The sequence below is a fragment of the Fervidobacterium riparium genome, from assembly GCF_025370035.1.
Classification (GTDB): Bacteria; Thermotogota; Thermotogae; order Thermotogales; family Fervidobacteriaceae; genus Fervidobacterium; species Fervidobacterium gondwanense.
Genome location: NZ_CP009277.1, coordinates 1,059,027 through 1,084,988, shown reverse-complemented (window position 1 = coordinate 1,084,988; position 25,962 = coordinate 1,059,027). Strand labels below are relative to the sequence as shown.

The following is a 25,962-nucleotide window of genomic DNA, read 5'->3' as shown; positions in this document are numbered from 1 at the left end:
AACTGAAATTACAATTCCATACCGCCATCAATCACTATTACTTGACCATTTATATATGTTGCTTCTGCAACAAGAAATCTAACTACTTTTGCGACTTCTTCCGGTTTTCCAAATCTTCTCATCGATATCTTCTCTATCGCTGCTTTTTTTATCTCTTCTGGTAATTTCTCGGTCATTGGAGTCTCAATGAATCCTGGTGCTATTGCATTAACCCGGACGTTCTTTCTTCCAAATTCTTTAGCCAGAGATTTTGTCAGCCCAATCAGTCCCGCTTTAGATGCTGAATAGTTTGCTTGACCTATATTACCTTCCAGTCCAACTACTGACGAAACGTTGATAATAACTCCTTGATTTTTAACGATATCTCTTATGCATGATTTAACCAAGTTGAAAGCACCAGTCAGGTTTGTGTTGATGACGCTATCCCAGTCTTCATAGCTCATTCTATAAGTAAGATTATCCTTAGTAATACCAGCGTTGTTGATTAACATATCAATCCTTCCGAACTTCTGAATCACATCATGGACCGCATTTTCAACACTTTTTCGGTCCGTTATATCAACAACATACTCATTATCAGCGCCTGTTGGAGCGTAGTTGAAACCAATCACCACAGCGCCTTCGTCTGATAGTTCCTTAGCAATTGCCCTACCTATCCCGCCAGATGCCCCCGTCACTATAGCAACTTTTCCATCAAGCTTTCCCATACACGCTTCCTCCTAATACTTTTTCAATCTTTTGAGCTGCGTATATCGCAAGAGCTAATTTGACTGCATCGATTAACGCAAACGGAACTACACCGACTAAAAAAGCCTTACTGAAGTTCTTCAGATACATTCCAAGAACTAACCAACCGTGAAAATAGACTATCGATAATCCTACGAACCCTGCAAAAATATTGCCCAGTTTCCTTCTCAAATTTGCTATCAACAATGCCGAGATAGGAAATGCCCAAAGGTACCCTGCGGTTGGACCAACAAGATGTGATAATCCTGCTGAAAAATTTGCAAAAACAGGTATACCACTTGCTCCAAGTACTAAGTATAGTGCCATAGATACAAAAGCGTCGATTGGCTCAAGTAGAAAACCTGTTAGGAAGACAAATAGCATTTGTAGCGTAATCGGAACACTACCAATAGGGAGTGAAATCTGTGCACCAACTGCTGTCAAAGCTGTAAAAAGTGGTATGAACCCAAGCCGAAGAGTCCTTTCCGATTTATTTTGTGTATATCTGTAATTATTTGCCATCCAAGACCCCCTCCTGAACAACAGCTGTGAAGTGTTTGGCATTAAACTTAGCTTTCTTAAGCATTGATGACAACACGTTCTTAGGTCCGAGCTCAATGAACTCTTCGACACCAAGTTCCAACATTCTGTCGATCGATTGTTTCCAATAAACTGGTCCACTTATTTGCTCTAAGACATAGTGTTTTATCTGATGCGGATCTGAGATTTCTTTTGCAACACTGTTCATAACTATCGGATATTTTGGCTTATTAAATTTTATATGCTCAATTTCCTTTGCCATCTTCTCCCTTGCGCTATCAAGGTATGGTGTATGGAATGGACCAGAAACCTTTAATTCCATTGCTCTCTTTCCTTGTTCTGTTAAATTAATCACAAAAGATTTAATACTCTCTGCTTTTCCACTAACTACGGTCTGTTCATTCGAATTGTAATTTGCGATGTATAATCCTTCATATTTTTTCACAAGTTCTTCAAGCTCTTCAGCAGATACACCGATAACAGCAGCCATACTTCCTTTACCTGGTTCGATAGCTTGCGATATATACTCGCCCCTCTTTCTAACTAAATATATGCCCGTTTCGAAGTCATAAACACCAGCGGCAGCAAGTGCTGTGTACTCGCCAAGACTGTGTCCAGCCACGTATTCAGGTTCTATACCTTTCTTAAAGATCTCAACATATGCAACATAACTTGCAAGATATATTGCAGGCTGGGCATTTTCTGTAAGTTTAAGAGTTTCCTCGTCACCATCCATGATTTCTGTGATAGAAAAGCCTAATACTTCATTTGCTTTTTGAGCGTATTCGTCCCAAGATTCATATTTGGAAAAGTCACTAGCCATACCACTGTATTGAGAACCTTGGCCAGGGAATATGAATGCCCTTATCATATTTTCACCCCCACTTTTTCATCATTAAAGCCCTTTGAATTACTTACAAGACGAGATTTCTCAATCAAATCTTCAATTGCTCTGTGGAATTCAATGATGATATCTTCAATTACTTCTTTTACAGTCTTTATCTCGGTTATTAAGCCTACACACTGCCCTGCCATAAACGAGCCTTCGTCGATATTACCATCTACGACAGCTTTTCTTAAGCTTCCAACTAAGACTTCTTCCGCCTCCTGCAAACTCTTAGTTTCCAATTCTTTTACCTTTTTTGCAAATCTGGTTTCTATAACTCTTGCCGGATGACCGAGTGCTGCTCCAGTTACAACAGTATCGCGTATTGAAGATTTGAGTATAAGCTTCTTAAAATTTTCGTGAGTGTCTGCTTCAACAGTTGCAATGAACCTTGTTCCCATCTGTATCCCTTCAGCTCCAAGAGCGAACATGGCTGCCATTGCTCTACCATCTGCAATTCCACCCGCGGCTATTACAGGGATTTTAACAGCCTTGCACACTGCATTGACAAGTACAAGTGTGGTGACCTCCCCAATGTGTCCTCCAGATTCCATACCTTCCGCTATAACAGCATCAGCTCCGATGCGTTCCATCATCTTTGCCATATTGTCGGAAGCTACCACTGGTATTACTTTAGTGCCAGCTTCCTTAAGCTTTGACATGTACTTACCAGGGTTTCCAGCTCCAAAAGTTACGACTGGTACTTTCTCCTCAATGACCAAATCAACAAGTTCGTCGGCATATGGTGAGACAAGTATAATATTGACACCAAAAGGTCTATCTGTGAGCGCTCTGATTTTGTCAATCGCTTCTTTCAAATGTTCCCTCTTCATCGCACCGGAACCGATTATTCCAAGTCCACCTGCGTTTGACACAGCAGCTGCAAGGACTGGCGTTCCTGCCCAAGACATTCCACCCATGATGATTGGATATTCAATATTCAGTAATTCGCACACTCTGTTCATCTTCATACAGCATCAACCCCACCGTTGTTATTCTCCTTAACGCCAAGCATTAATCTCGCTTTCGCTACAATTTGCCCATTTACAAGCGCTTTTCCTTCAACAAATGTTATTGGACCTTTTTGTTCAAGGAGTTTTACATTGTAAACAAGCTCACACTCTGGCCTTACTTCTTTCTTAAATCTTGCTTCGTCGATACCCAAAAACAACGGAACGGTGTTTGATAAGTCTGGTTTAAGTAAGAGAAGTCCAGCACTTTGTGCAAGACCTTCGATGATATAGACGCCAGGATATATAGGATAATCAGGAAAATGCCCTTTCAAAACAGGTTCATTAGCTGTAATGTACTTCTTGGCTATAATATAATCTTCACCTTTTTCCATAACTTCGTCAACCAAAAGTATAGGTTCTCTGTGTGGTAAAATATTCATTATGTCTTCCCTCTTCATTGAGATGTTAGACATATTTTCCCACCACCACGGAAGCGTTATGACCACCAAAACCGAAAGAATTTTTGACAAAGTTTCTTATGTTTGCTTTGACTGTTTCACGTGGAATATTGAAATATTCAGGTCCATCAAGTTCTTCAAGGTTGGGCATGCCGTGTACAAATCCCTCGTTCATCTGAATTATCGCACCTATCGTTTCAACAGCACCGGCTGCTCCGAGCAAATGACCAGTGAGTGTCTTTGTTGCATTGACATAGATATTTTTTACATGTTCACCAAAAACTTTCTCTATTGCTTTAAGTTCAACCTCATCACCTGCTGGTGTACTCGTAGCATGGCAGTTAACAAAATCTATATCTTCTGGTTTGAGTGTCGCATCATTTATGGCAGCTTTCATCACCTTAGATGAACCATTGGCTTCTGGATCAGGTGCACTGAAATGATGTGCGTCATCGTTCATCGCAAAACCTTTAACTTCGGCTATTATTCTGGCACCTCTCTTGATTGCAAACTCCTCGGCTTCTAAGACTAAAACGCCTGCACCTTCTCCCATCACAAAACCATCTCTGTTTTTGTCAAATGGTCTCGAAGCCTTCTTGGGTTCATTATTTCTTGTTGAAAGAGCCCGCATAGATGCAAAACCAGCTATTGGAAGTGGTGCAATAGTGGCTTCTGTGCCACCGACTAACACTACGTCAGCATATCCATGTCTTATCAGCATAGAACCTATGGCTATCGAGTGAACAGAGGTTGCACACGCACTAACAGGTGCAAAGTTAGGACCTTTTAATCCAAATTCCATAGCTACAACGCCGCTTGCCATGTTTATTAAGATCATCGGTATCAAAAATGGGCTAACCCTATCCGGTCCTTTTTCTCGCAATACCTCGTTCTGTTCAGATAGAGTTAGAAATCCACCCATACCTGAAGATATCAAAACGCCAACTCGATCTTCAATGCCGTTGAACGTTAGTCCACTCATCTCAACTGCTTGTCTTGCCGCTGCCAAAGCGAATTGTGAGTACCTATCGAGCCTTTTTACAAGCTTTTTGTCCATATATTCTTCTGGTTTGAAATCTTTAATTTCAGCTGCTATCTGGACAGGAAGGTGCGAAGCATCAAATGACGTTATACGATCAATACCAATCTCCATACCTCTAAGATTCCGGGAGAATTCTCTAATACTATTTCCCAAAGGAGACACAACCCCCATACCTGTTATGACGACCTTTCTCAATTTCAAACACCTCCACTGCATTGTAAAGATTAGTCGTTATAACTCTATCCTTTCGCCTATAACCAACCCGAACGCCTCAGGACCAACGTGAGCAGCTATCGCTGAACCTATTGTTGAAGAGCCGATCACACTTGAAGTAGAGAAATTACTAAGCAGCCTTTCTAAATTAACCTTTGTGGAACCGATCGTGTAGCCGCCTACAATAGAATAAGAATTTTCCAACCCTTTGCTCTGAACAAAATTCTTAGCAAGATTAGCCATCGACGATATTGCAAGTTCTACAGAACGAGCTGTTGCAAGTGTGCTGACTTCGCCTTCATTATCTGTCGTGAGAATTGGTTTTATATTCAGAACTTTTCCCAAAAGCGCTTTTGCTTTACCTATTCGTCCTCCTTTATAGAGATATTCCAAAGTTGGCACATAAAACACAAGAAGGCTATTGGAAACTATACTGTCTATAACAGCCTGCGTAAGATTGTCTCGTTTCTGAACATACTCCATAGCCTTTAAGAGGACATATGCTTGCTTTATTGAAGCGGTTTTTGAATCTAAGACCTTTACATTCTTCAGATTTAGCGAATTGACTATATTCTTTATAAGGTCGTGCGTGTTACTAAGTTTTGCAGATATGGTTATTACATATACATACTCACTCTTCTCAGCAGCACCTTTTATTCTTTTTTCGATAATCTCCGGCCTTGGTAGAGAAGTACTCGCGAGTTCACCTTTTAGCTCATCATTATAAAGTTCTTCAGGTGTTATTGTCACTTTGTCATCGTATTCTTGATTTTTCAAAAATACCCTTAGTGGCAAATACTCGACTTCATAAGGCAGATTCAAAGCCTTAGGAATATCACAACCAGTGTCAGTGATGAAAGTTACCATTTTACTCACCTCTCAAAAGATAGCTAGCTGAAGCTCAAACAAATTATATCAACATCAACAAAATTAGTCAAGTTTAATTTTTTTGCTATACATAAAAATAGTTGTTGACAACAAACATTTTATATGGTATATTAATTTGCGTTGGTGAGGAGTCACAACGTATTGAATTTGGAAACTAAAAGTCTTAAGAAGTAGAAGGGGGTATATAATATGGAAGAACTTGAAAGCAAGGTATGTGAAATCATCGCTGAACAACTTGGTGTTGATGCGTCAGACGTTAAACTGGAAAAGAGTTTGACTGAAGATTTAGGAGCAGATTCCTTAGACATAGTGGACTTAGTTATGGCTTTTGAAGATGAGTTCGGTGTAAAAATCAGTGACCAAGACTTATCAAAGATTAAAACGGTTAAAGATGTAGTGGACGCCATAAAGTTGCGAATTTGATTTGAAAAGTAGATAAGTTCAATAGAGGTCTTGGGTTTGCCCAAGACCTTTTTTCATTTGTTACAAGAATTCTTAAATTTGTGTTTGGATTAGGAATAAAATTCTGATATAATTTTTTTGTAACCCTTCAATAGGAGATGAGATAATGTATATTCTTGGTCACAGAGGAATTCCAACTTTGGTTAAGGAAAACACTCTCGCCTCGCTTTTAAAGGCGATTGATCTTGGAGCAGACGGTATCGAGACGGACGTTAGACTAACAAGAGACGGTGTTCCTGTATTGATTCACGATGATAATCTTTCAACTTTTGATGGAAGCGATCTTAAAGTTCATGATTTAACTTTAGCTGAGCTAAAAGAACATTCTTGTGATGGACTAACCATCCCTACGTTAGAAGAGTTTCTAAAGGCAGCTCCTGATGGCAAGTGCTTGAATATAGAGCTGAAAGAATACGAGGCTGGCGAAATTGCATTAAAGATGTGTGAAGAGCTTTATCAGGGAGAAATAATATACAGTTCGTTTAACCATACTCTTATTTCGGAACTAAAGCAAAAGTATCCAACTCTCAAGTTCGGATATCTTTTTGATGATCGCCACCTTTCAATGAGTGACGAAGAAATATTACAGTTATTCAAAACTAATACATACAGCGTACACCTTCCTATTCAAGGTTATATGCAGTATCCTGAAAGGCTGAAAAGTATACTGAATGAACTTAAAGAACTTGGCATAAAGATTGTATTCTGGACCGTAAATTCAAAGGATGTAATTAGAGATATTTTTGATTTAATAGATTATGTGATAACCGATGATGTCAGGCTTTTTATCTAATCAATAATCTATAACCATGTGGGGTGTCTAAAAATATGAAAAAACTATTTTTAGTTTTAGTTTTAATGTTCCTTGTCGTCTACACATGGTTTAATTATTCTTCTAAAACTGTTGGATATGTTTATAATCCAATTACGAATGCTGATGATTATCTCAGTGAGAAAAAGACAACGCTAAATCTTGTGACTTTTAACATTTTGGGAAACGTCGATAAAGCATTTCAGTATTTTTCCAGACTCGGAATTAAGTTTGTTATAGGCCCATCAATGTCAACAGATGGAATGAAAATATTGCCATATTTAAAGAAATACAAAATGCTTTCGATCTCTCCAACAATTTCCTCTACGAAGCTCTTGAATTCAGGTTATTTTTATTCTTTCACTCCAAGCAATTTGCAAATAATAGATGCATTTAAGAAGTATCTTAAACTATTCGAGGTCAACCGTATATTGCTTGTTCTGGACAATAATAATAGAGAGTATGCTGATGAATTTAAGAGCTTACTGAACGTGTTTGCAGGCAACTACGTTTATTACGATGATATAAGTTCCCTTTTTTCAGTTGAGACTAGCCAATTTGATGCGGTTATATTAACGACTATAGGCACAGAATCTGCTAAAATCGTGAAATATATTAGGACAAAAGATGACGATGTAAGAATAATAGTAAGTGAGGCAGCTTTCACTCCTGAGTTCCTCTCTTTAGGAGTGAGTGTTGTTGTAAATACATATGCAGTAGTTCCTTCTTTAAGCGTTCGAAACACGGAGACAGAGCTAATAGAAGAATGTGAGAGATTATTGACGGATCATAGGTTTTTATCGATTGAGCAGATGAAAAGGTTTTTAAGTAGATCAATCATAAATACCAAAGAAGGATATTTATACTTTACACCGTATGGAATAAGTCAAAAAATAGGTCTTTACAAAGTGATAGAAGGACAGTTCAAGGAGGTATATTCAGAGTGAAAGCAAAATACGCCATAATTATCTTTGTTCTCTCTTTAATAGTTTTTTTGTTTTCGACTTACTTATACTTTTCTTCGGTTTTGAATTACTCATCGGTATATCTCAAGAATTTCGCGATCACAATTGACAAGCACATAGAAAATAGAATAGGCATAATTACTGAACTTTCGAACGATTTTAAGATAAACGATTACGATTATTCAAATTATCTTAAAATGGGTCCGAACAGTTATTTGCCTGGTATTTCGACTAAAGAATATTCTCTAAAATACGTGACGAAGGAAAGCGATAAATTGATACTCATAGAAATACCTTTTTCGGCCATCGTCTTCCCTTCAGATGACTATACCGTAACTATTTCATTAGACGGAAAAATTGTTTACTCAAACAATTATGGCTTGATTGGTGCATTGGAGAACAACACGATTCCAAGATTTTTCAAGCAGTCAGCAACAACAAATTCAAAATTCGATATTTCAATCATTCCGACAACCGAAATCACATTCTTTAGAGCCTCCGTCATGGCTCTTTGGGGGTTCGTACCTCTGATTGCATTTCTCTCGATCAACCGAATTCATCGGAATAAACAAAGAGATTTGGAGAGAGCCACAGAAGCTCTGGAGACAATAATTAACGATATGATTATGCGTGTAGAAACTGGCGAACATGTAGAATATAAACCAATTGAAACTGAACATGAACCTCTGAGAAAGATACAGCAAGCTTTGGAAAACTTGTTTTCAAGATATGTTGAAGCAATTGAAGGGTATAAATCGACAACAGAAGAACTTGAGAATACAATGTCTCAAATTGAAGAAATGCAATCCGCTTTAGAAGAAAGAAATTTTCTACTTATTAATACTTTGGCAGAAACGGTGGAGCTTAAAGACATTGGCACAGGTGAACATTCAAGGAAGGTTATGCAGCTTTCTTTATCAGTTGCCTCAAGGCTCGGAATTGTTGACCCTGAGGAACTCAACGCAATAAAGTACGGTGCAATATTGCACGATGTTGGAAAGATTGGAATACCCGATAGAATTCTTCTAAAACCCGGAAAGCTAAGTTTAGAAGAGTTCGAAGTTATGAAAGAGCATACAATATTAGGAGAACGTGTCGTCTTACAGATTCCAGGTTGGGAGCTCGTAGCGGATATAGTCAGGCATCATCATGAAAATGTAGATGGTAGCGGATATCCTGACGGTCTTTCAAAGAATACGCTAAGCCTCAGAGCTCAAATTGTAGCACTTGTTGACGTTTATATAGCTCTTACCGAAGACAGACCGTATAGAAAGGCATTGACTCCATCAGAAGCCTTAGAACTTATGCAAACCATGGTTGGTACCAAGTTCGATCCTGAGCTATTTAATGTATTCAGGGAAACCGTTCTTGAACACTTTTCAAATTCTGATATTCCTTTAAATAATCCTGGAGAATCATGCAAATTCGAGGATAAAGATAACTTACCCGGAGAGATGCGCGTATGAAAGTAGAGAGATTTAGTTTAATCCTTTTAACTATATTTGCTGTATTGTTTATAATAAGTTATTCTCATAGTCTGAAAATATCAAATGAGTTAGAGCAGACAAAAAGGGTAGTCAAAGCATACGAACTTTACGTAAATAATGATCAAAACTTTGAAAAGTTCGTTTCTGAAAATGACTTGAAAGATCTGGTAAATCTGGTTTCAAAACAAAAAATAACGTCTATACGAACAAAAATAGATAATGCCAAGAGCGCTTACAGAAATGGTAATTATTCAGAATCGGCTGACATATTGAGAACCATCAAAGACGAGGAAAACCCTTGGGCTGATGAGATATACTTTTACCTTGGAATGTCACTTTACAAAATTGGAGAAATTGAAAGTGCAAAGCTTTTCCTGTCATCGTTTATAGATAATTTCCAATATTCAATATACAGAAAAGAGGCTTTGATGTTGCTCAGAGAAATATCGATTGGAGACATGAAAAAACGAGTCGAAGAAGCTTTGAATAAACTATCAACTTCATATTAGTCTCCTTCTAAAATCCTTAATTCCTTTTCTCGGAGGTCTGGACGATGCTCAAAGATGTTCAAAGTCAACATGATAGTAGAAATGTCTATCTAAGAAGGGTTGGCGTTAAAGGTGTAAGATACCCCGTAGTTGTTCTGGACAAGACAAATGGTTCTCAGTCGACGGTTGCTACTGTAAATATGTGTGTTGATCTTCCAAAGAGATATAGAGGCACGCACATGAGTAGATTCATCGAGGTCTTAAATGAGTACCATCTTGAAATTAATCCAAAAAGAATTAGAGAGATACTTTCCAGATTAAAGGAAGTTCTACATGCCAAAAGATCCGTTATCGAAATATCTTTCCCGTACTTTCTCAGAAAACAGGCTCCTGTGTCCAGGAGTGAAAGTTATCTTGAATACGAGTGTTCATTTGAAGCAGAAATGTACGATGAGTCTTTTAACTTTCTTTCAAGCGTTAGAGTTCCAATACACACTTTATGCCCGTGCTCTAAAGAAATCAGTGAGCGTGGAGCCCACAATCAAAGAGCTTTCTGCACAGTCACATTTGAAAGCAAGGAAATGGTGTGGTTTGAAGAGATAATTGAAATTGTGGAGAGAAACGCAAGTTCGCCCCTATACACTTTGCTAAAACGACCAGATGAAAAGTATGTAACTGAACACGCTTATGACAATCCTAAGTTTGTTGAAGATGTAGCAAGAGATGTTGCACTTGAACTTAAAAGATATGATAAAATAAGATGGTACAAAGTTGAAGTTGAAAGTTTTGAATCAATTCATTTGCATAACGCATACGCCTGTGTTATGAGTGACGAAATTCATATTTAGAATCATTATTGAACGATTATCTCATTGAGGTGAAACAATGGAAGAAAAACTTATTAGAGTACTGAGTTACTTGGGATTCGCTGCAAAGGCAAATAAGATAGTGTTTGGAAAAGATATGATAAAAGAATATCTAAATAACCCAAAAATTAAGGATAAACTATTAATCATAGCGAAGGATGCAGGTGAGAGGGTTAAGAAGGATATTATAATAAGATGCGATATTAACAACGTTGATTATTTTGAAGTGTTTGATAAGAAGACTTTGGCAAAGGCTGTTGGAAAGAAGGAAATATCGGTTCTTGGGATTGAGGACGAAAATTTGGTAAGAGCAATCAAAACCGTTCTGAAAGACAAATAATGTTAACCGAGGTTCTTTAACTTCCAAGGGGGTGTTTATATGACTGAAACGAGAGTTGTAACGTTAGCAGAATACCCTTTGATAGATTTTGTTGAGTTAGTAAACAGAATCTTTGCTGATTATGTAGTTCCAATAAATTGGAACGTTTTATCTTTCAAAATGGACGCACGCGAAAACTCCATATCTTTTGCTGATTCGTTCATCTTTCTGCGTGGCAATGAACCGCTTGGTTTCATACTAACTGCTGTTCGAGGAAGCAAGGCAAGGATTGACGCGATGGGAGTAGTCACTAATGAGCGAGGAAAAGGTTTAGCCGAGCAAATTCTGAAGCATGCTTTCAGGCATTTGAAAACCAAAAATATAGATAGTATATTCCTTGAGGTTGCATCTTCAGATGAACGAGCCGTACGTTTTTACGACAAGAACGGATTCCGAAAAGTGCGTAATCTAAATACTTTCGTTTTGAATAATCCTCAACCATCGACAATCAAATACTCTTCATTTACCGCTGATAATAGGCTTGTCTATTCCATAGCTATCTCTAACGAGATAAATATCCCACGGAAAGTAAATTGGCAGCGTGAGCCAATTACGCTCCTACTTTCTGACGGAAGATATAACCTTGTACGATTGCACTTTAAAAATGTCGAAGGATACTTAGTATGGGGCAAGAATGAAGATAACAGTGCTTACATTGTAGATTGTGCCCCGAAATCTTCAGAAGATTTGGACTGGTCATCTATCATTAATATCTCGGTTGACTATATTCTCCAAAATACAAATGCTCATTTGATATCTGTTGTTTCTGTTGCGGAAGATGACAAGTTGCATCAGGCTCTCTTAGAAAATAAATTTAACATAGTATTAACTCAATACGAAATGTTCAGGAAACTCTAGTAGCAATTCACTTAGATTGACTTAGTAAACTTTTATAAGCTTTGTGCCACTATAGAAATACTCTAATATCTGTTGATATGTCCAGCCGTATTTTTTGGCAAATGCATTTGCGGCAACTTGACTCAAACCAATGCCGTGTCCAAACCCACCGCCATAGATGACTACAGAATTAATGTTTAGTTCACTGTCCCTAATTACATCAATGGAGTAGAATTTGCTGGGGAATGAAGAAAAGTCATCACGTTGTATCCCATTAAGTAAAGTGATTTTCTTTCCTGAAATATCAAAAAGTTTTCTAACGTCAGCTTCGGAAAGTTTATATATGCTGTCTGCCGTCTCTACAGTGAGTTCTTCCACGTATCTTCCATTAGTTCTTTTGCTTATATATATGTCTGTAATTTTCTCTTCATTTTCCTTATCCTCTTCAGTAACTCCTTCCTCAGTAACTTCTACGGGAGCATTATTCTTAGAATATTGTAAACAGTTAATTCCTTGCTCCTCTCGCAAAGATAAAATTTCCGCTTCCTCAATTTTTAAATCAGTGTTTTCAACAATAACAGGATTATTACTCCAATATTTTTCATCTAATTTTTTCGACAAGTCTAACACGCTATAAAGCAGGGTGCGAGTATTATCTCTTGTAGACTGAGAATTCTTCATTGACACTGACTTTACTTTCAGATTACTTAAACGCTCGTACAGTTCTTGTGGAGAAAACTCAACTTTCCATCTAAAAAATCCGTTCTCGACTTCAACAAAGCCAATCTCGCTCAGTGATTGTCTATCCCAGTTTTTCAAAAAATTCAGAATACTTTGTTCATCATCTAAAAAATAGATGCTTGCCATATTTGTACCGTTGATTTTCGATTTCAGATATGGTACCGACATTTTGAAGACATCCTTAACATCGAAGTTTACGCCACCTGAAACAGCATAGTAAAATGTCGATGCAGGTTTAGAGTTGTAGAGCATTAGCTCTCCGCTGGTTAATTTTACAGCACTTACTGCTTTTTCGTTTGTTTTTTGTGTGTTGTAGGCTTGGAAATTTATTGAATCGTCAATGTTTGCACCAATTTTTGTATACCTTCGATCAGAAAGAATCTTGTCTATAACGTATGTTCTGGCAACTACTGCTTGAGCTTTAAGAGCTTCTAAATGATAAGTCGAGGGCATTTCGCTTGAGACAACGGAATAGAGGTACTGTTCTATTTCTACATCGTTTATCAAATAAAATCCACCTTGTGTTGTGGCCAGTATTTCAAAATCGCCATAATACTTGTTTCTGCTTCTCTGAACGAGTAGAACATACGAATCAGAATTCTTACTTTTCAAATAAAACCTTGTTCCATCTATAAACGGTCCGAATATTCCACTTTCTGTTTCAATGTATACAAAGTCATTATTCTTATACAACATAACTTTTCTATTTCCTACCAGTGAAAGAAGACGCACTAAGTTATTACCTACCCCTGAATACAAATCATAAATTCCGTTAAGTTCTATTAGTAAATCGCTGAATTTATTTGAAACTATACCACCAACTGAATTAATCCTCGAGCTAACAAGAACTCTCACTCTTTTTGGAAAATCATTCTCAAAGGAAAGAATTCGTGATATGCGATCGCCTGAAAATTCAACGATCAAGTTTTTCACACCAGGGTAGAGAACATTAGCCCAATTTGATTTTTCATACCCAACCACTTTTACATCTTTTGACAGCTTAAAATCTCCTTCTAGTTCGAAGCATATCCTCTTTGCCTCTGAATCAAATGAGATTACTTTTGACAGGCGAGCAACATTTTTTTCTAAAATTATACTGTTTTTCTTTGTATCAACTTTCATCATTATTGCTGAGAATTCACCGGGTTGAAGTGCCATAGGATAGTTGACCAACTTAGTAAGCGAACCATCGTTTTTTGCAATACCGATTTCATAATTGCTCGGAAGAAGCTCCAAGTTTATTGGTTCTTCTTCATTTAGTTGACTAAACGTTGTGAGCTCTTTGCTGATCACATTCTCCAAATATATAACTTTACCCTTAAAGTATTCACTCTTTTGGTCCATCTTGAATGTAATTAAAAGTTTTGAGGTAATGGGCTTTAGATTTACAACTAAGAAGCTATCTGGTTTATCCCATCCAACGTATGTTTCACCATTTCCAGTGAAATACCTTTTGCTCTTATAAAACACATCAACAAATACTCTATAATGACCTGGATTAGAAACTGAAAAGCTGTTAATGAGGCTATGTGATGGAAATAACATTCTCATTCCATTAGGAGCTTCGAAAACTATCTCCGCAGCAAAGTCGTTTTCCAAATCTGGGGACGAGTCGAAAAAGATATTATCAGGGAACCTAATTTCTATGTTGATCGTAAAATTATTAGAGGCAAAAGTCTGTCCAAAAACTGACATCAAGAATGTTAGAAAAAGGACCGTGAGTAAACCAGGCAATACTTTCAAACTATCACCCCGTGAATATTATGAGTTAACGTCTCTCATTTAGTCAATAGCACATCAAGTATAGCAAAATAGTGACTCAAACTTCCAAGCAAAACAAAAAGATGCCAAATCATATGATGATATTTGAAACCCCTCCATACATAGAAGATAGCTCCAACCGTATATAATATACCACCAGCAACGAGAAACATAAGAGACACATTTGATACACTATTAACGAGCGGTTTAAAAACTAAGACAACCATCCAACCCATCAGTATATAAAGCAAAGTTGACAAAATCATGAATTTTTTTACAAAGAATACCTTAAAGACAATACCAACAATAGTTAAAGCCCAAATTATACTGAATAAAGTCCATCCAAGCCATCCTTTTAAGGATATTATAAGGAAAGGTGTATAACTTCCTGCAATCAGAATATATATCGATGAGTGGTCCATGATTTCTAAAACGTATTTTGCCTTTTTGTGTTGGATTGAGTGATATAAAGTTGAATTCATGTACAGAATAAACAAAGAAATACCATAAACTATCGCTGAGGCAAGTTTACCTCCACCTCCGTTGTTAGCAGCAACAATTATAAGGATAACAAAACCGGCGAGGCTTAAAAGTGCACCTACTCCATGAGTAACTGAATTTGCTATCTCTTCCCCTATAGTGTATTTTTCTATATTTTCTTTATCTTTTATTTTTGCCATCTTTGCTCCCCCTACTCAACAATCTAAAGAGCCATTGAAAGGCTTTAAGTCCAATAGCATAACACTGATCATTATATTATTTATTATACATCTAATTCATCAGAACACAATTGACTGAAAAACAAATGCACGCAAAAAACTACCAAGAGCTATTCAGCAATCGTTTCATTTAAAACATCGGATATTTTCACATTCACTGTTTCAACCATCATACCAGTCATCTCTTGAACACTCTTTTTTACGTGACAAGCAATAGAATTAGCAAACTCTACAAAATTACTGTTAAATTCAGCGGGCAGAGAAATAAAAAGTCTAACTATCTCCTTTTGGTCTTCATTTGCAGATTGTACTTTTTCAACAACTATGTTTCCTTTCTTAAAATTAATAACTTTATCTGCCTCTTGAATTCCAAGATACTCACAAATACTTCTGTACGCAATCTCTTGATAGACATTGGAATTTATTTCAACATAACCCATGTTCAACCCTCCCATGTTTTTGTATCATGCAGTTACTTAAGTTCGGTAACATGCATGTTTACATCTACATTTTCAATTGCAAAATGCTTCTTAAAGGATTCTATAATCTTATCTTTGACAACTGCAAAAGTTTCAGGGATGTTTATTCCATAACCAACAGCTACGTACAGGTCAATCGTCACACCGGAATCATCATTGATAACCAAGTTTGACTCTTCCGAAGAGAATATGTTTAAAACCTTCTGCAGCCAGTTTCTCGCGGATACACTTAACTTATCAGAAAGCTCTGTTAATGAGTAATATACTATTTTCTTTAACGCCTTTTGTGTCACTTCAACCTCTCCACAAGTTCCTTGAAACTTCACTATAATCACCTCCATACCACGGTTAAAATAACTTAAAAAATGTTACTGTGTAACATAGTATTTTAATACGCAGTAAATAGATTTTACTACTACGTTAAGATATGTCAAGTGGTTTTACCAAAAATCAAAAAGCCTCCCTGAACCCACACCGGATCAAGAACAGGGAGGCCATTTTACCAGTCTTCTTAGTCACAGAATCCATGGGAAGAAGTAATGAATAGCTAAGAGCATCAAAAGGACAAACCCCATTGCTCTGTGAATCACTATCCATTTCTTGCCTACTCTATTCTTGAAAAGGAAACTGATAAACATAATTAGTGCACCAAACCAGAGTATCCATCCTGTATGAAGCTGAATTCTTCCAAGTATCAGCATTCCGTGAATGAATCCTATTACAACAAGAGCTATCCCAGTATAAGTATGGGCATTCTTAAGAAATTTCAGCAATGGTATAAACACCTTTGGTTTTTTTGGAAGGTACTTGTACAATCTTCTGAACAAGAACAATGATAGTTGAAAAAATAGTAGAATAGCACTGGTTATTCCAAGGTAGCGAAAAAGCATTTAATCATTCCCTTCTTGTTTAAGTCATAGGTTATTTGAATACATATCCTACGACTAACCATTCTTTTCGAGGTGTACCTGTAAGCATAGAGCCGGCTTTCACGCCATCAGAATTTTTGGAGATATCGTAAACTTTATCATCGGCAATTACAAACGGTTTGTTGTTCTTGCCGTCGAATTTCGCAATGCTTTTTTCATCAAATACGTACAATCCTATTGCATACAATTTGCTCAGCAAGTTAACGTGACCTTGCAATGAGAGTATTTCATTTGTTAGGTCAACACCCATATCATGTCCGTAATGCTCACCACCTGAGAATTTTCTTGAATAGGTTGCATCGTAGACTATTCCGTACACGGAAACGTATATCTTTTTCTGGTTTTTTCCATCGAATTTTAACATCTCATCTGGCGTAAAGACAAGAACACCATACGATGGGAAGGATTTGATTTTGCTTATCCCGTGTGGTGAGAGTTTTAAAATATCATATGTCAAATCTTGACCAGCTGTATGTTGATTCTTGTGGTTTCCACCACTCCATGATTTAGAATTGCTCAAGTCATAGATAATACCGCCCACAGATACCATAACTGGAGCATTCTTACCGTTGTATTTGGATAATTCAGAGTACGTAACACCAAGCAATCCCACAATTTTGTCTTTCGTCAGCAATTTTGAATCGATTTCTGAGAGTTTTACGTGCTTTTTCAACACTGAACTACCAAGATTGTAAATTACACCTTCAACAGAAACCCAGCCGGAAGTCTTTTCAAGAGTTTGAGGTGAGATGATTTTGTACTGACCACTGAAGTTAGAAATGTTGAAAATGTTGTCAAGATGTCCGGCAAATACAGTCATCACCATAACAACTAATAGCACTGCTGCTGTTGAAAATCTTGTCATAATTCCACCTCCTTGCAACTCCATTTTTTATTATATCAGAAAATAGAATTCTAAGCAAATTAAGACTTAGTTTTACCTAAATTGAAGTTAGAGAAATTTGACTACTTTGTTGTTTAGAAAAAACAAAACATGGTATAATTATATATGCTGTACATTGTGTGGGATGATAAATTGTACTTTCAATCAGAAAGGGGTGGTGCTATGGCAAAGAGCTTTTTTCAGAAGCAACCCATGATGAGAAAGATGTTGTATGCTCTATTGCCTATTTTATTGTTCTCTGTATTTGCTTACGGTTTCACAGTTTTGATTAATGCCGTGGTTGTGTTTGGCGTTGCCATTTTGGTTGAATACGCATTTGAAAGGAACAAAAACAAACCTGTTAGTGAAGCTGTTCTTGTCACGGCAATGTTGTTTTTGCTTTCGCTTCCTCCAAAGGTTCCATTCTGGGTAGCAGCGCTTGGAATTGCGTTTGGAGTGGCTTTTGGTAAAGAAGTATATGGCGGTTTTGGAAGGAACGTTTTTAATCCCGCTATTGTTGGAAGGTTGTTTATATATATAACCTTTCCAGTCTACATGACTACGAATTGGGTCAGACCTTCCATTCTTGGTCTTGATTCCATTACTTCCGCGACGCCTTTGCAGATATTAAGAGAGAACGGTCTAGTTAATATTTTAGATTTATTCTTGGGTTGGCGCGCTGGCTCTTTTGGTGAGGCGCCTGTCTTTCTGATTCTGGCAGCTGCTGTATATTTAATCTACACAAAGACAGCAAGCTGGAGGCTTATGCTCTCCACATATGGCGCTGCTGCATTGTTAACGTTCTTCTTAGACATTCTCAACGTGCCCAAGGCACTGCCAACATTACCTGCTATCATGTCTGGTAGTTTGATTTTTGTAACAGTCTTTATGGCAACAGAGCCAATAACTGCACCAAAGAAGGTTAAATCGCAGTGGATTTATGGAATGATAATAGGTGTAAGCGGTGTTATTATAAGGACGTTCTCACTATTCTCTGAGGGATGGAGTTTCGCGATCTTAATAGGAAATGTATTCGCACCACTTCTTGATGAAATTATAAAAGAGAAAAAAGTGAAAAAATCCGTTCCTGAAGCAAAGAAGGTGGGAGCATGAAATTTGACAGGGAGAGTAAAATTTATACCGTGATTTTTACTTTTGTTATATCTTTTGTTTTTGTATTTGTACTTTCTGGTTTGAATTACTTAACAACGTCAAAGGTAAAGATCAATCAAGAATTGTTTACAGTAAGGGCTGTTTTGAATGCAATGGGGATAAGTTATAAATCGAATGAAGAGGCATTGGAGATATATAAATCGCAAGTTAAGGTTGAAAATGTAGGTTCGTATACCTTATTTTCCGCTGTTGTTAACGGTGACGAAGTATATGCTATTTTATTCAACGGAAGTGGTCTTTGGGGAAATATCTCCGGTGTTTTGGCTGTGAATAAAGACGTCTCAAAAATAGTAGGTATAGATTTCATATCTCAAAGTGAAACACCGGGACTTGGTGGTAGAATCGAAGAAAGTTGGTTTAAGGATCAATTTAAAAACGAAAGTCTTGTGAATGATAGAATCATCGTATCAACAACAAAAGTGAGTGAAACAAAAGACGATGGTCAAGTCGATGCAATAACAGGTGCAACTTTGACTTCAAAATCTATTGAGAAAATCATAGCAACTTATATCCCCATTTTAAAAGAATTGTTGGGGGTGAAGTGATATGTCAGATTTCAAGAAGATTTTCAAGAACAACTTTTGGCTTGAAAATCCTGTTTTTGTTCAAATATTAGGAATCTGTTCTACTTTAGCAGTCACAAACAATCTGCGCAACACACTTATTATGACTATAGGTGTTACTCTCGTTACCGCCCTGTCAAATCTCACTATCTCAATGATAAGGAACATCATACCTCGAAAGGTCAGGATGATCACTCAGGTTCTTGTGATCTCATTCTATGTGATTGTCGTTGATATAATACTGAGGGCGTACGTACCTGAGGTTAGTAAAGCTCTTGGTCCATATGTTGGATTGATAATTACCAACTGCATCATAATGGGACGTGCAGAAGCGTTTGCGCAAGGAAACAAGCCTCTAATCTCGTTCTGGGATGGTTTCACAGCCGGTCTCGGATATATGTTGGTGCTTGTCACCGTTGCTTTCTTCAGGGAGCTTCTCGGATTTGGTACAATCTTAGGATTTCCAGTTCTACCTGATTCCTTTACAAAGTGGACAATTATGGTAATGCCACCAAGTGCATTTTTCGTACTTGCTGCTTTTATTTGGATAGTGAGAGGTGCACAGATAAAGAAAGATATTCAGACATCGAGACAAAGCGTACAACAGCCAGCACAAGTAGGGGGTGATAAAAGATGACAGGTTTAATTCCTAACATAAACCCATTAATTCTCTTCTTTGCATCTATCCTTACAAGCAATATATTATTAACAAACTTCTTAGGGATGTGTTCTTTTATATCTATTTCAAAAGACCTCAAGTCTTCTAACGGACTGGGCGTTGCTGTTACGCTTGTTATGACCGTGACCACGGCTCTGAACTGGTTGATAGAGAAGTACATAATTCAACCACTTGATTTAGGTTATCTTAGATACATAGTTTATATAATCGTCATCGCGGCTGTTGTTCAGGTTCTCGAGATGATAATCGATAGAGTTTCACCAACACTTTATATGGTCCTTGGTATATTCTTACCATTAATAACAGTTAACTGTGCTATCCTTGGTGTTGCACTTTTCATGCAACTGCGCAATTATTCTTTCATCCAGTCAGTCTTTTTTGGTTTAGGCAGCGGAATTGGCTGGTGGCTTGCAATAGTTCTTTTGGCTGCAATTAGGAAGAAAACAGACAATGCTCCTGTTCCAGCCCCGTTAAAGGGTGTTGGTATAACACTTATCACTATCGGAATCATGGCTATGGCGTTCATAGGTTTCGCTGGCATGATAAACGTTCAGTAAAGCGGAGCGATTTTGTAAAATGGGCAGGTGATTTGTATGAGTATGATTATTGCGCCTTTAGTTGTATCAGCGGTTAGTACAGTCCTTGCAATAATTATCACCATAGTTGATAGCATAGTAAATAATTACGGCGAAGTGCAGATAGATATAAATGATTCAAAAAAGGTCTTGAAAGTAAACGGAGGTTCTCCGTTGCTTCAAACACTCAGTTCACAAGGAATTTTCGTACCTTCGGCTTGTGGCGGGAGAGGTAGTTGCGGTGCATGTAAAGTTAAAGTCCTGTCCGATGTCGGTCCACATCTGCCCACCGAATTACCGTACATGTCAAAAGAAGAAATAAATGCTAACGTAAGGCTTGCATGTCAAATAAAATTGAAAAAGGATATCAAGATTTACTTGCCGGAAGAACTCTTCAATATTAGGAAATTCAAAGGAATTGTTGAAAGCTTGAAAGATGTTACGTACGACATAAAGGAATTAAGAATAAGGCTTGTCGAGCCTAAAGAAGTTAGTTTCAAAGCAGGTCAATACGTTCAACTGGTTATACCACCTTACGAAAACATAAGAGAATCAACACAAAGAGCATATTCCATTTCTTCTTCGCCAAGTGATAAGAATCATGTTGAGCTGTTGATAAGATTAGTTCCTGGTGGTATAGCTACCACTTACGTTCACAAATACATGAAAGAAGGAGATATTGTAGAGGTTGTTGGACCTTTCGGCGATTTTTACATGCGCGATACAAACGCTGATATGATAATGGTTGCTGGTGGAAGTGGAATGGCACCGATAAAATCCATAATCTTCGATATGTGGGAGAGGGGAATCACAGATAGAAATGTTTGGTACTTCTTCGGAGCTCGAAGTAAGAGAGATCTGTACTACGTTGAAATTTTCAGAGAACTTGAAAAGAAATGGGATAAATTTCACTTCATACCAGCGCTTTCTGATCCACTACCGGAGGATAATTGGGACGGAGAAACAGGACTTATTACAAATGTTCTTGATAAATATTTGCAGAGTGTTATACCAAATGAGAATCCAAAAGAAGGTTATTTGTGCGGTAGTCCCGGAATGATAAACGCGTGTGTCCAGGTTTTTGATAACCATGGAGTCAAAGATGTCTATTACGACAAATTCGCATGATGAGGGGGGATACATATGAAAATGACTCCCAAATATATAAGAGCTCAAGAGAATATGAAACCAGGCAAGATAACAGCAGATGGATTTTTAGGAGATGATGATAGAAATATCGTAGATATAATAGCTGCGGATGAAGAAGAATTTCAGTTCTTAGGGCTTGATTTTGTTGAGGTAGCGAAATTGATGAGAAAACTTATGAAAGAAGGTCTGAAAGGGCTTGGCGAACCGATTAGGTTCGAAAAATGGGAGATACGTGTAGACGAGGCACGCGGATTTTTAGCTTGTCCATTTCAAGACGGGATTTTTAGAAAGCGCGTAGCGGTTGTGAGAAATGTGAACAACAATAGTGAGTTAATGTACAGTGAACTGTCCATTCATCTGCTTGCGGCGCATCATTTCCTTCAAGGAAAGGGTGCAAGATTTAGATTAGAACCTGCAATTATTAAGGCAGTATTATACGAATGAATTTTCTTCACTACTATTAAAGGAGGGGGATTTATGAAAGTTACATTTTTGGGACATGCCGCTGTACTTGTAAGCGATATCGAAGAAAAGTACAACGTGATAATAGACCCTTTCATATCCGGAAATCCTGCTTTTCCAAAGGGATTTGAGCTTCCAAAGATTGATTACGTATTAGTTACTCACGGACATGCTGATCACATAGGAGATACTGTAGAAATCTGTAAGGAGCATAGCTCCACTGTTATATCAAACTATGAACTTTGCAATTATCTCCAAACCAAAGGGTGTAAAGTGCATCCAATGCACGTTGGAGGGGTATACTACTTTGAATTTGGGAAAGTGAAACTCACACCAGCACTCCACGGTTCTGGTATTCATGATGGAGATAAGGTAATATATGGGGGTAATCCCTGCGGATTCTTGATTAAAGCTGAAGGCAAAACTATTTACCATGCTGGTGACACCGGTTTGACAAAGGAAATGGAACTATTGAAAGGCGTAGACATCGCTTTCATACCGATAGGCGGTAATTTCGTAATGGATGTGGAAGATGCGTTAATCGCTGTTGAAATGTTCAAACCTAAGACTGTCGTACCTATACATTACAATACCTGGGATATAATACATGCTGATGCCGAGAAGTTCAAAGACGGTGTAGAAAAACTTGGACTGAGATGTGTTATTTTGAAACCAGGTGAAAGTATTTCTTGTGAAGGCGTCTAAATATGATAAAAAACGAAAGGCTCGCAAATTGCGAGCCTTTTTCACTATTATCTTAAACTAAGCTTGATTAATTCTTTGGTTTTGCAATTTGCACAAGCGGCCGTGATGGCTTCTTGCCTCTTCTTGAACTCTTGTTGAAAGTCTTCATGATTATTTCCGCATCGATTTCGCTCACGTCTATAAAAGAATAGGTTTCAAATATACGCACGTTGTTAATGTTCCTTTGTTCGATTCCCGTCTTTTCAGAAATGTACTCAACGAGTTTTTTCTTGTCGAGGCCTTTTGAAGTTCCAAGAGCAACAAACAATCTCACTGTTGAATCTTTGCTAACATTCTTCGAGAAATCCTTTGGCTTTATGTTTCCGTATCTTTCGACATCTATTCTCTCTTTGAGAAGGGCGTGCAGGAGCATTTCAACAACTTCCGTAGGTCCCATCTCTTGAAGAAGTTTCTGCGCTATATCCTTATATAGTTCATTTGATACATGGGGCATTGATTTTATACTTTCTACAATATTTTCAAGCTGTCTATTAAGGATTTCTTCAACCATTGGTACTTTGTCTTTTACAATCTTGGCTTTTGCAAATCTCTTGACTTTTGAAAAGTGATAATATTCATCTTTAGTAACGAATGTAATGGCAAACCCTTTTTTTCCTGCTCTGCCAGTTCTTCCTATTCTATGTACATAATATTCCGGGTCTCTCGGTACTGAATAGTTAATCACATGTGTAAGACCTTCTATATCGATTCCACGAGCGGCAACATCGGTGGTCACAAGAATATTCAATTGCCTCTTTCTAAACTTGTCGAGAACTCTTTCGCGTTGGTACTGAGAATAATCTCCATGCAAACCATCTGCGTTGTATCCAAGATCAGAAAGTTTCTTTGATAGTTCGTCCACTTCGGATTTTGTTTGACAGAAGATGATACCGTAAAAACCAGGATTCATATCAATAATTCTGCAAAGAAGTGGTAATTTATCAGCTTCATCGACTTCGAAATAAATCTGCTCTGCATTCTCTGTGGTTAGCTCTTCTCCAACTGTTGAGATGTGTTCGTATTCTTTCATGAATTTTCTTGCTATGTTAACTATTTCCTTTGGCATAGTTGCCGAGAAAAGGAACGTTCTTTTAGACTCTGGCGTTTGTTTTATAATCTCCAAAACGTCGTCAAGAAATCCCATGTCTAACATTCTATCTGCTTCATCAAGTACCAAATATTGGACATTCGAGAGATCCATTGTCTTTCTATTAATGTGGTCAAGCAGTCTTCCAGGTGTACCAACAACTATGTCAACGCCTTTTTCCAGATCCTTTAACTGCCTTTCCATCGACTGCCCACCATATACTGTGGCTATTCTGATTCTTCGGTTTCCTTTAAGACTTTTCAACTCTTCGTATATCTGCAATGCAAGTTCCCTTGTTGGTGTTACTATCAAAGCCTTGATACTCTTGCCTGATTTGAAGTCAATTCTTTCAAGTATTGGAATTCCGAAGGCTGCGGTTTTCCCAGTACCAGTTTGAGCTTGCGCAATGATGTCCTTATCTGTTCCCAAAGCTATTGGGAGGACTAACCTCTGTATTTCCGTTGGTTCCACGTACCCTTTTTCTTCAATAGCCTTGAGTGTTTCATCGCTTAAACCAAAATTTTTGAAACTAAGTTTTGTTTCAACACTTGTCGTACTGTTCATATGTTCTTCTACCTCTCTCCTCGCGATATTTTCTCCACCCCTCACCTTGCTTTTTTCTCTTTACGATAAAATTCGGGCGGATTTCCAATCAGCAAGGAGAAAGGTGTGGCGTGCAATATGTTAGATATTCACACATGCTAAGTAAGTTTAACACACTTTCGACAAAGTACAATTAACATCCTATTAAGATTGATTACAATTGCGTTCTCGTATTTGGAAAGAAAATGTTCTTATACCAACTTAGCAAGTAACACTTCCTTCATTTGACGTAAAGCGAATTCGTGCATTGCCTTGTCAAAACTATCAACGCACTTTGTATGGACAGTTGTTTCTATTCCTCTATTTCTAAGCTCCTCAACCGTAAATAGGACACATATGTGAGTAACCAGTCCACCAACATGAACACTCGTTACTCCGAGTTCTTTGAGCAGATTTTCTAAGTTTGTTCCATAGAACGCAGAGTACCTACTCTTCTTAATTTCGTATGCCTTATCGTATCCAACTAAAGCTTCTTTTAATTCATCGACAATTTCACTGCCCTTAGTATCGTGCAGACAATGGACGCCCCATACGTCGAACTCATAATCGTTATCTTCGTGCCAATCTCGAGTGTAAATGATCGGAAGATTCCGTTTTTTGAAATCATTAACCAATTCTATTATTGGAGAAATGACATTCTCTGCACCTTGAAAGTATAATGCACCACCTGGTTTTGCAAAGTCGTTTTGTAAATCAACAATTATAAGAGCTTCCATTAGAACCACCCCCTGTTTAGACTTACGTTTTTATTCTGTCGCCTCTTCATTATCTTTTGTTATTCGATATCTTCTTATTGCTTTCAGTATTTTATTCATCGTCTCTTCGTCTGGTGCTTCAATTGTATGTAGGTGGATACCGTTTGATATTTCAGACAACGGTTTAGTACCGGTTGAGGCAAGCAGAGATACAAATTTCTCAACTTCATCAAGAGTCCCCACATCTATACGACCTGTCAATTCTCCGTATATTGGATGCTCAACTATAACATCGAGAACCTTACCACCGTTTTCTACAATCTTTTTGAGTTCGTCATATATATCACTCACATTGTGTTTCACAGCAATGACCCTTCTCACAGTATTGCCATGGTCAAAGACATATCCATCTCTTGTGGAAACAATTTTGTATCCTTCCTCTCTTAACTCAGCGATGTCTGAGACTATCATTTGTCTACTTACATTAAACATCTCCGACAAATCTTTTCCCTTAATGGGTGTCTTACTCTTCTTAAGCACTTCTAAAATCTGATACTTTCTTTCCATTCTAATCACCCCTGTTTCGGTGTTCAGCTTTATTATACAACATTTCACAAAAAAATGTTAAGAACGGCAATTACTAACTACTGTGAAAAAATAAGGCGGGGCTTGAAAATTGCCCCGCCTTCGAAAATCCTAAAATTTGCTAGATTTTGTTA

Annotated in this window: 31 protein-coding genes; 15 read left to right on the top strand and 16 right to left on the bottom strand. The window is 37.6% G+C overall.

Features of this window, described 5'->3' with window-relative positions:
* Window positions 1–8: 8 nt before the first annotated feature.
* Genes IB67_RS04985 through IB67_RS04955 form a run of 7 tightly spaced genes read right to left on the bottom strand, consistent with a single transcriptional unit; the run spans window position 9 to window position 5,685 of the window.
* Window positions 9–707 (bottom strand): beta-ketoacyl-ACP reductase, encoded by a 699-nt coding sequence (locus IB67_RS04985; protein WP_072758184.1) that lies wholly within the window; start codon window positions 705–707, stop codon window positions 9–11.
* Window positions 694–1,248 carry a biotin transporter BioY gene (locus IB67_RS04980; RefSeq protein ID WP_072758182.1) on the bottom strand — a complete coding sequence of 185 codons (555 nt, stop codon included), beginning with the start codon at window positions 1,246–1,248 and terminating at the stop codon, window positions 694–696. The genes IB67_RS04985 and IB67_RS04980 overlap by 14 nt, the downstream gene beginning before the upstream one ends.
* A complete protein-coding gene (fabD, locus tag IB67_RS04975) occupies window positions 1,238–2,134 on the bottom strand; it encodes an ACP S-malonyltransferase (RefSeq protein WP_072758324.1) in 897 nt (298 codons plus the stop codon). The genes IB67_RS04980 and fabD overlap by 11 nt, the downstream gene beginning before the upstream one ends.
* Window positions 2,134–3,117, bottom strand: a complete 984-nt coding sequence (gene fabK / locus IB67_RS04970) for an enoyl-[acyl-carrier-protein] reductase FabK (RefSeq protein ID WP_072758322.1) — start codon at window positions 3,115–3,117, stop codon at window positions 2,134–2,136. The genes fabD and fabK overlap by 1 nt, the downstream gene beginning before the upstream one ends.
* A gap of 2 nt (window positions 3,118–3,119) precedes the next feature.
* Window positions 3,120–3,563: a 3-hydroxyacyl-ACP dehydratase FabZ gene (gene fabZ, locus IB67_RS04965; protein ID WP_072758320.1), complete on the bottom strand. Its 444-nt coding sequence runs from the start codon at window positions 3,561–3,563 to the stop codon at window positions 3,120–3,122.
* A 7-nt stretch (window positions 3,564–3,570) separates the two neighbouring features.
* Window positions 3,571–4,800, bottom strand: a complete 1,230-nt coding sequence (gene fabF, locus IB67_RS04960; RefSeq protein WP_072758180.1) for a beta-ketoacyl-ACP synthase II — start codon at window positions 4,798–4,800, stop codon at window positions 3,571–3,573.
* Window positions 4,801–4,836: 36 nt separating this feature from the next.
* Window positions 4,837–5,685: a DegV family protein gene (locus tag IB67_RS04955; RefSeq protein ID WP_072758177.1), complete on the bottom strand. Its 849-nt coding sequence runs from the start codon at window positions 5,683–5,685 to the stop codon at window positions 4,837–4,839.
* Between the two features lie 210 nt (window positions 5,686–5,895).
* Here IB67_RS04955 and acpP point away from each other — a divergent pair, with 210 nt between their 5' ends.
* The 8 genes from acpP to IB67_RS04915 all read left to right on the top strand — a co-directional run bounded on the left by acpP (window position 5,896) and on the right by IB67_RS04915 (window position 12,022).
* Window positions 5,896–6,129 (top strand): acyl carrier protein, encoded by a 234-nt coding sequence (gene acpP, locus IB67_RS04950; RefSeq protein ID WP_072758175.1) that lies wholly within the window; start codon window positions 5,896–5,898, stop codon window positions 6,127–6,129.
* Window positions 6,130–6,274: 145 nt separating this feature from the next.
* Window positions 6,275–6,961, top strand: a complete 687-nt coding sequence (locus IB67_RS04945) for a glycerophosphodiester phosphodiesterase family protein (RefSeq protein WP_434223557.1) — start codon at window positions 6,275–6,277, stop codon at window positions 6,959–6,961.
* 35 nt (window positions 6,962–6,996) lie between these two features.
* Window positions 6,997–7,926 (top strand): ABC transporter substrate-binding protein, encoded by a 930-nt coding sequence (locus tag IB67_RS04940; RefSeq protein WP_498875502.1) that lies wholly within the window; start codon window positions 6,997–6,999, stop codon window positions 7,924–7,926.
* Window positions 7,923–9,410 (top strand): HD-GYP domain-containing protein, encoded by a 1,488-nt coding sequence (locus IB67_RS04935; protein WP_434223559.1) that lies wholly within the window; start codon window positions 7,923–7,925, stop codon window positions 9,408–9,410. Before IB67_RS04940 ends, IB67_RS04935 begins: the two co-directional genes overlap by 4 nt.
* Window positions 9,407–9,940, top strand: a complete 534-nt coding sequence (locus tag IB67_RS04930; RefSeq protein WP_434223560.1) for a tetratricopeptide repeat protein — start codon at window positions 9,407–9,409, stop codon at window positions 9,938–9,940. Before IB67_RS04935 ends, IB67_RS04930 begins: the two co-directional genes overlap by 4 nt.
* 44 nt (window positions 9,941–9,984) lie before the next feature.
* Window positions 9,985–10,767 carry a GTP cyclohydrolase FolE2 gene (folE2, locus tag IB67_RS04925; protein WP_339744809.1) on the top strand — a complete coding sequence of 261 codons (783 nt, stop codon included), beginning with the start codon at window positions 9,985–9,987 and terminating at the stop codon, window positions 10,765–10,767.
* A gap of 37 nt (window positions 10,768–10,804) precedes the next feature.
* The gene (locus tag IB67_RS04920) at window positions 10,805–11,125 is read left to right on the top strand and encodes a L7Ae/L30e/S12e/Gadd45 family ribosomal protein (RefSeq protein ID WP_072758163.1); all 321 of its coding nucleotides are present in this window, start codon (window positions 10,805–10,807) and stop codon (window positions 11,123–11,125) included.
* A 39-nt stretch (window positions 11,126–11,164) separates the two neighbouring features.
* A complete protein-coding gene (locus tag IB67_RS04915) occupies window positions 11,165–12,022 on the top strand; it encodes a GNAT family N-acetyltransferase (protein ID WP_072758160.1) in 858 nt (285 codons plus the stop codon).
* Window positions 12,023–12,043: 21 nt separating this feature from the next.
* On the opposite strand, the gene IB67_RS04910 is transcribed toward IB67_RS04915, so the two are convergent.
* From IB67_RS04910 to IB67_RS04885, 6 genes are all read right to left on the bottom strand, one after another.
* Complete coding sequence (locus IB67_RS04910; protein ID WP_434223561.1) at window positions 12,044–14,485, bottom strand: SpoIID/LytB domain-containing protein; 2,442 nt, start codon at window positions 14,483–14,485, stop codon at window positions 12,044–12,046.
* Window positions 14,486–14,520: 35 nt separating this feature from the next.
* Complete coding sequence (gene trhA / locus IB67_RS04905) at window positions 14,521–15,183, bottom strand: PAQR family membrane homeostasis protein TrhA (RefSeq protein WP_072758156.1); 663 nt, start codon at window positions 15,181–15,183, stop codon at window positions 14,521–14,523.
* A gap of 149 nt (window positions 15,184–15,332) precedes the next feature.
* Entirely contained in the window at window positions 15,333–15,662 is a 330-nt protein-coding gene (locus tag IB67_RS04900) for an Asp23/Gls24 family envelope stress response protein (protein ID WP_339744800.1), read from the bottom strand.
* Window positions 15,663–15,694: 32 nt separating this feature from the next.
* Window positions 15,695–16,027, bottom strand: a complete 333-nt coding sequence (locus IB67_RS04895; protein WP_072758153.1) for an Asp23/Gls24 family envelope stress response protein — start codon at window positions 16,025–16,027, stop codon at window positions 15,695–15,697.
* Window positions 16,028–16,216: 189 nt separating this feature from the next.
* Complete coding sequence (locus IB67_RS04890) at window positions 16,217–16,591, bottom strand: hypothetical protein (RefSeq protein WP_072758151.1); 375 nt, start codon at window positions 16,589–16,591, stop codon at window positions 16,217–16,219.
* A gap of 31 nt (window positions 16,592–16,622) precedes the next feature.
* A complete protein-coding gene (locus tag IB67_RS04885) occupies window positions 16,623–17,495 on the bottom strand; it encodes a cytochrome b5 domain-containing protein (protein ID WP_072758149.1) in 873 nt (290 codons plus the stop codon).
* Between the two features lie 201 nt (window positions 17,496–17,696).
* Here IB67_RS04885 and IB67_RS04880 point away from each other — a divergent pair, with 201 nt between their 5' ends.
* The 7 genes from IB67_RS04880 to IB67_RS04850 are packed head-to-tail and all read left to right on the top strand — an operon-like array spanning window position 17,697 to window position 22,819.
* Window positions 17,697–18,626, top strand: a complete 930-nt coding sequence (locus tag IB67_RS04880; RefSeq protein ID WP_072758147.1) for an RnfABCDGE type electron transport complex subunit D — start codon at window positions 17,697–17,699, stop codon at window positions 18,624–18,626.
* On the top strand, window positions 18,623–19,231 hold the full coding sequence (locus IB67_RS04875) for an RnfABCDGE type electron transport complex subunit G (protein WP_072758145.1): 609 nt from the start codon (window positions 18,623–18,625) through the stop codon (window positions 19,229–19,231). The genes IB67_RS04880 and IB67_RS04875 overlap by 4 nt, the downstream gene beginning before the upstream one ends.
* A 1-nt stretch (window position 19,232) precedes the next feature.
* Window positions 19,233–19,886 (top strand): NADH:ubiquinone reductase (Na(+)-transporting) subunit D, encoded by a 654-nt coding sequence (locus IB67_RS04870; protein ID WP_072758143.1) that lies wholly within the window; start codon window positions 19,233–19,235, stop codon window positions 19,884–19,886.
* Window positions 19,883–20,485: an NADH:ubiquinone reductase (Na(+)-transporting) subunit E gene (locus IB67_RS04865; protein ID WP_072758141.1), complete on the top strand. Its 603-nt coding sequence runs from the start codon at window positions 19,883–19,885 to the stop codon at window positions 20,483–20,485. Before IB67_RS04870 ends, IB67_RS04865 begins: the two co-directional genes overlap by 4 nt.
* A gap of 36 nt (window positions 20,486–20,521) precedes the next feature.
* Entirely contained in the window at window positions 20,522–21,631 is a 1,110-nt protein-coding gene (locus IB67_RS04860; RefSeq protein ID WP_072758139.1) for an NADH:ubiquinone reductase (Na(+)-transporting) subunit F, read from the top strand.
* A gap of 15 nt (window positions 21,632–21,646) precedes the next feature.
* Window positions 21,647–22,096 carry a hypothetical protein gene (locus IB67_RS04855; protein ID WP_072758137.1) on the top strand — a complete coding sequence of 150 codons (450 nt, stop codon included), beginning with the start codon at window positions 21,647–21,649 and terminating at the stop codon, window positions 22,094–22,096.
* A 33-nt stretch (window positions 22,097–22,129) separates the two neighbouring features.
* A complete protein-coding gene (locus IB67_RS04850) occupies window positions 22,130–22,819 on the top strand; it encodes a metal-dependent hydrolase (protein ID WP_072758135.1) in 690 nt (229 codons plus the stop codon).
* A gap of 67 nt (window positions 22,820–22,886) precedes the next feature.
* Here IB67_RS04850 and IB67_RS04845 read toward each other — a convergent pair whose 3' ends face one another.
* The 3 genes from IB67_RS04845 to IB67_RS04835 all read right to left on the bottom strand — a co-directional run bounded on the left by IB67_RS04845 (window position 22,887) and on the right by IB67_RS04835 (window position 25,810).
* Window positions 22,887–24,509, bottom strand: a complete 1,623-nt coding sequence (locus tag IB67_RS04845) for a DEAD/DEAH box helicase (protein WP_072758133.1) — start codon at window positions 24,507–24,509, stop codon at window positions 22,887–22,889.
* A gap of 230 nt (window positions 24,510–24,739) precedes the next feature.
* On the bottom strand, window positions 24,740–25,264 hold the full coding sequence (locus tag IB67_RS04840) for a cysteine hydrolase family protein (protein WP_072758132.1): 525 nt from the start codon (window positions 25,262–25,264) through the stop codon (window positions 24,740–24,742).
* A 30-nt stretch (window positions 25,265–25,294) separates the two neighbouring features.
* The gene (locus IB67_RS04835) at window positions 25,295–25,810 is read right to left on the bottom strand and encodes a transcription repressor NadR (RefSeq protein ID WP_072758130.1); all 516 of its coding nucleotides are present in this window, start codon (window positions 25,808–25,810) and stop codon (window positions 25,295–25,297) included.
* Window positions 25,811–25,962 lie beyond the last annotated feature (152 nt).

What these genes read in the sequence shown, in the direction of transcription:
- IB67_RS04860 (WP_072758139.1), top strand. Translation starts at nt 20,522, where the DNA reads ATGAGTATGATTATTGCGCCTTTAGTTGTATCAGCGGTTAGTACAGTC.
- IB67_RS04840 (WP_072758132.1), bottom strand. Translation starts at nt 25,264, where the DNA reads ATGGAAGCTCTTATAATTGTTGATTTACAAAACGACTTTGCAAAACCA.
- IB67_RS04880 (WP_072758147.1), top strand. Translation starts at nt 17,697, where the DNA reads ATGGCAAAGAGCTTTTTTCAGAAGCAACCCATGATGAGAAAGATGTTG.
- IB67_RS04870 (WP_072758143.1), top strand. Translation starts at nt 19,233, where the DNA reads ATGTCAGATTTCAAGAAGATTTTCAAGAACAACTTTTGGCTTGAAAAT.
- IB67_RS04835 (WP_072758130.1), bottom strand. Translation starts at nt 25,810, where the DNA reads ATGGAAAGAAAGTATCAGATTTTAGAAGTGCTTAAGAAGAGTAAGACA.
- fabK (WP_072758322.1), bottom strand. Translation starts at nt 3,117, where the DNA reads ATGAACAGAGTGTGCGAATTACTGAATATTGAATATCCAATCATCATG.
- IB67_RS04875 (WP_072758145.1), top strand. Translation starts at nt 18,623, where the DNA reads ATGAAATTTGACAGGGAGAGTAAAATTTATACCGTGATTTTTACTTTT.
- IB67_RS04980 (WP_072758182.1), bottom strand. Translation starts at nt 1,248, where the DNA reads ATGGCAAATAATTACAGATATACACAAAATAAATCGGAAAGGACTCTT.
- IB67_RS04845 (WP_072758133.1), bottom strand. Translation starts at nt 24,509, where the DNA reads ATGAACAGTACGACAAGTGTTGAAACAAAACTTAGTTTCAAAAATTTT.
- IB67_RS04885 (WP_072758149.1), bottom strand. Translation starts at nt 17,495, where the DNA reads ATGACAAGATTTTCAACAGCAGCAGTGCTATTAGTTGTTATGGTGATG.
- trhA (WP_072758156.1), bottom strand. Translation starts at nt 15,183, where the DNA reads ATGGCAAAAATAAAAGATAAAGAAAATATAGAAAAATACACTATAGGG.
- IB67_RS04915 (WP_072758160.1), top strand. Translation starts at nt 11,165, where the DNA reads ATGACTGAAACGAGAGTTGTAACGTTAGCAGAATACCCTTTGATAGAT.
- fabZ (WP_072758320.1), bottom strand. Translation starts at nt 3,563, where the DNA reads ATGAAGAGGGAAGACATAATGAATATTTTACCACACAGAGAACCTATA.
- IB67_RS04850 (WP_072758135.1), top strand. Translation starts at nt 22,130, where the DNA reads ATGAAAGTTACATTTTTGGGACATGCCGCTGTACTTGTAAGCGATATC.
- IB67_RS04955 (WP_072758177.1), bottom strand. Translation starts at nt 5,685, where the DNA reads ATGGTAACTTTCATCACTGACACTGGTTGTGATATTCCTAAGGCTTTG.
- IB67_RS04940 (WP_498875502.1), top strand. Translation starts at nt 6,997, where the DNA reads ATGAAAAAACTATTTTTAGTTTTAGTTTTAATGTTCCTTGTCGTCTAC.
- IB67_RS04985 (WP_072758184.1), bottom strand. Translation starts at nt 707, where the DNA reads ATGGGAAAGCTTGATGGAAAAGTTGCTATAGTGACGGGGGCATCTGGC.
- folE2 (WP_339744809.1), top strand. Translation starts at nt 9,985, where the DNA reads ATGCTCAAAGATGTTCAAAGTCAACATGATAGTAGAAATGTCTATCTA.
- IB67_RS04945 (WP_434223557.1), top strand. Translation starts at nt 6,275, where the DNA reads ATGTATATTCTTGGTCACAGAGGAATTCCAACTTTGGTTAAGGAAAAC.
- IB67_RS04930 (WP_434223560.1), top strand. Translation starts at nt 9,407, where the DNA reads ATGAAAGTAGAGAGATTTAGTTTAATCCTTTTAACTATATTTGCTGTA.
- acpP (WP_072758175.1), top strand. Translation starts at nt 5,896, where the DNA reads ATGGAAGAACTTGAAAGCAAGGTATGTGAAATCATCGCTGAACAACTT.
- IB67_RS04890 (WP_072758151.1), bottom strand. Translation starts at nt 16,591, where the DNA reads ATGCTTTTTCGCTACCTTGGAATAACCAGTGCTATTCTACTATTTTTT.
- IB67_RS04865 (WP_072758141.1), top strand. Translation starts at nt 19,883, where the DNA reads ATGACAGGTTTAATTCCTAACATAAACCCATTAATTCTCTTCTTTGCA.
- IB67_RS04855 (WP_072758137.1), top strand. Translation starts at nt 21,647, where the DNA reads ATGAAAATGACTCCCAAATATATAAGAGCTCAAGAGAATATGAAACCA.
- IB67_RS04900 (WP_339744800.1), bottom strand. Translation starts at nt 15,662, where the DNA reads ATGGGTTATGTTGAAATAAATTCCAATGTCTATCAAGAGATTGCGTAC.
- IB67_RS04920 (WP_072758163.1), top strand. Translation starts at nt 10,805, where the DNA reads ATGGAAGAAAAACTTATTAGAGTACTGAGTTACTTGGGATTCGCTGCA.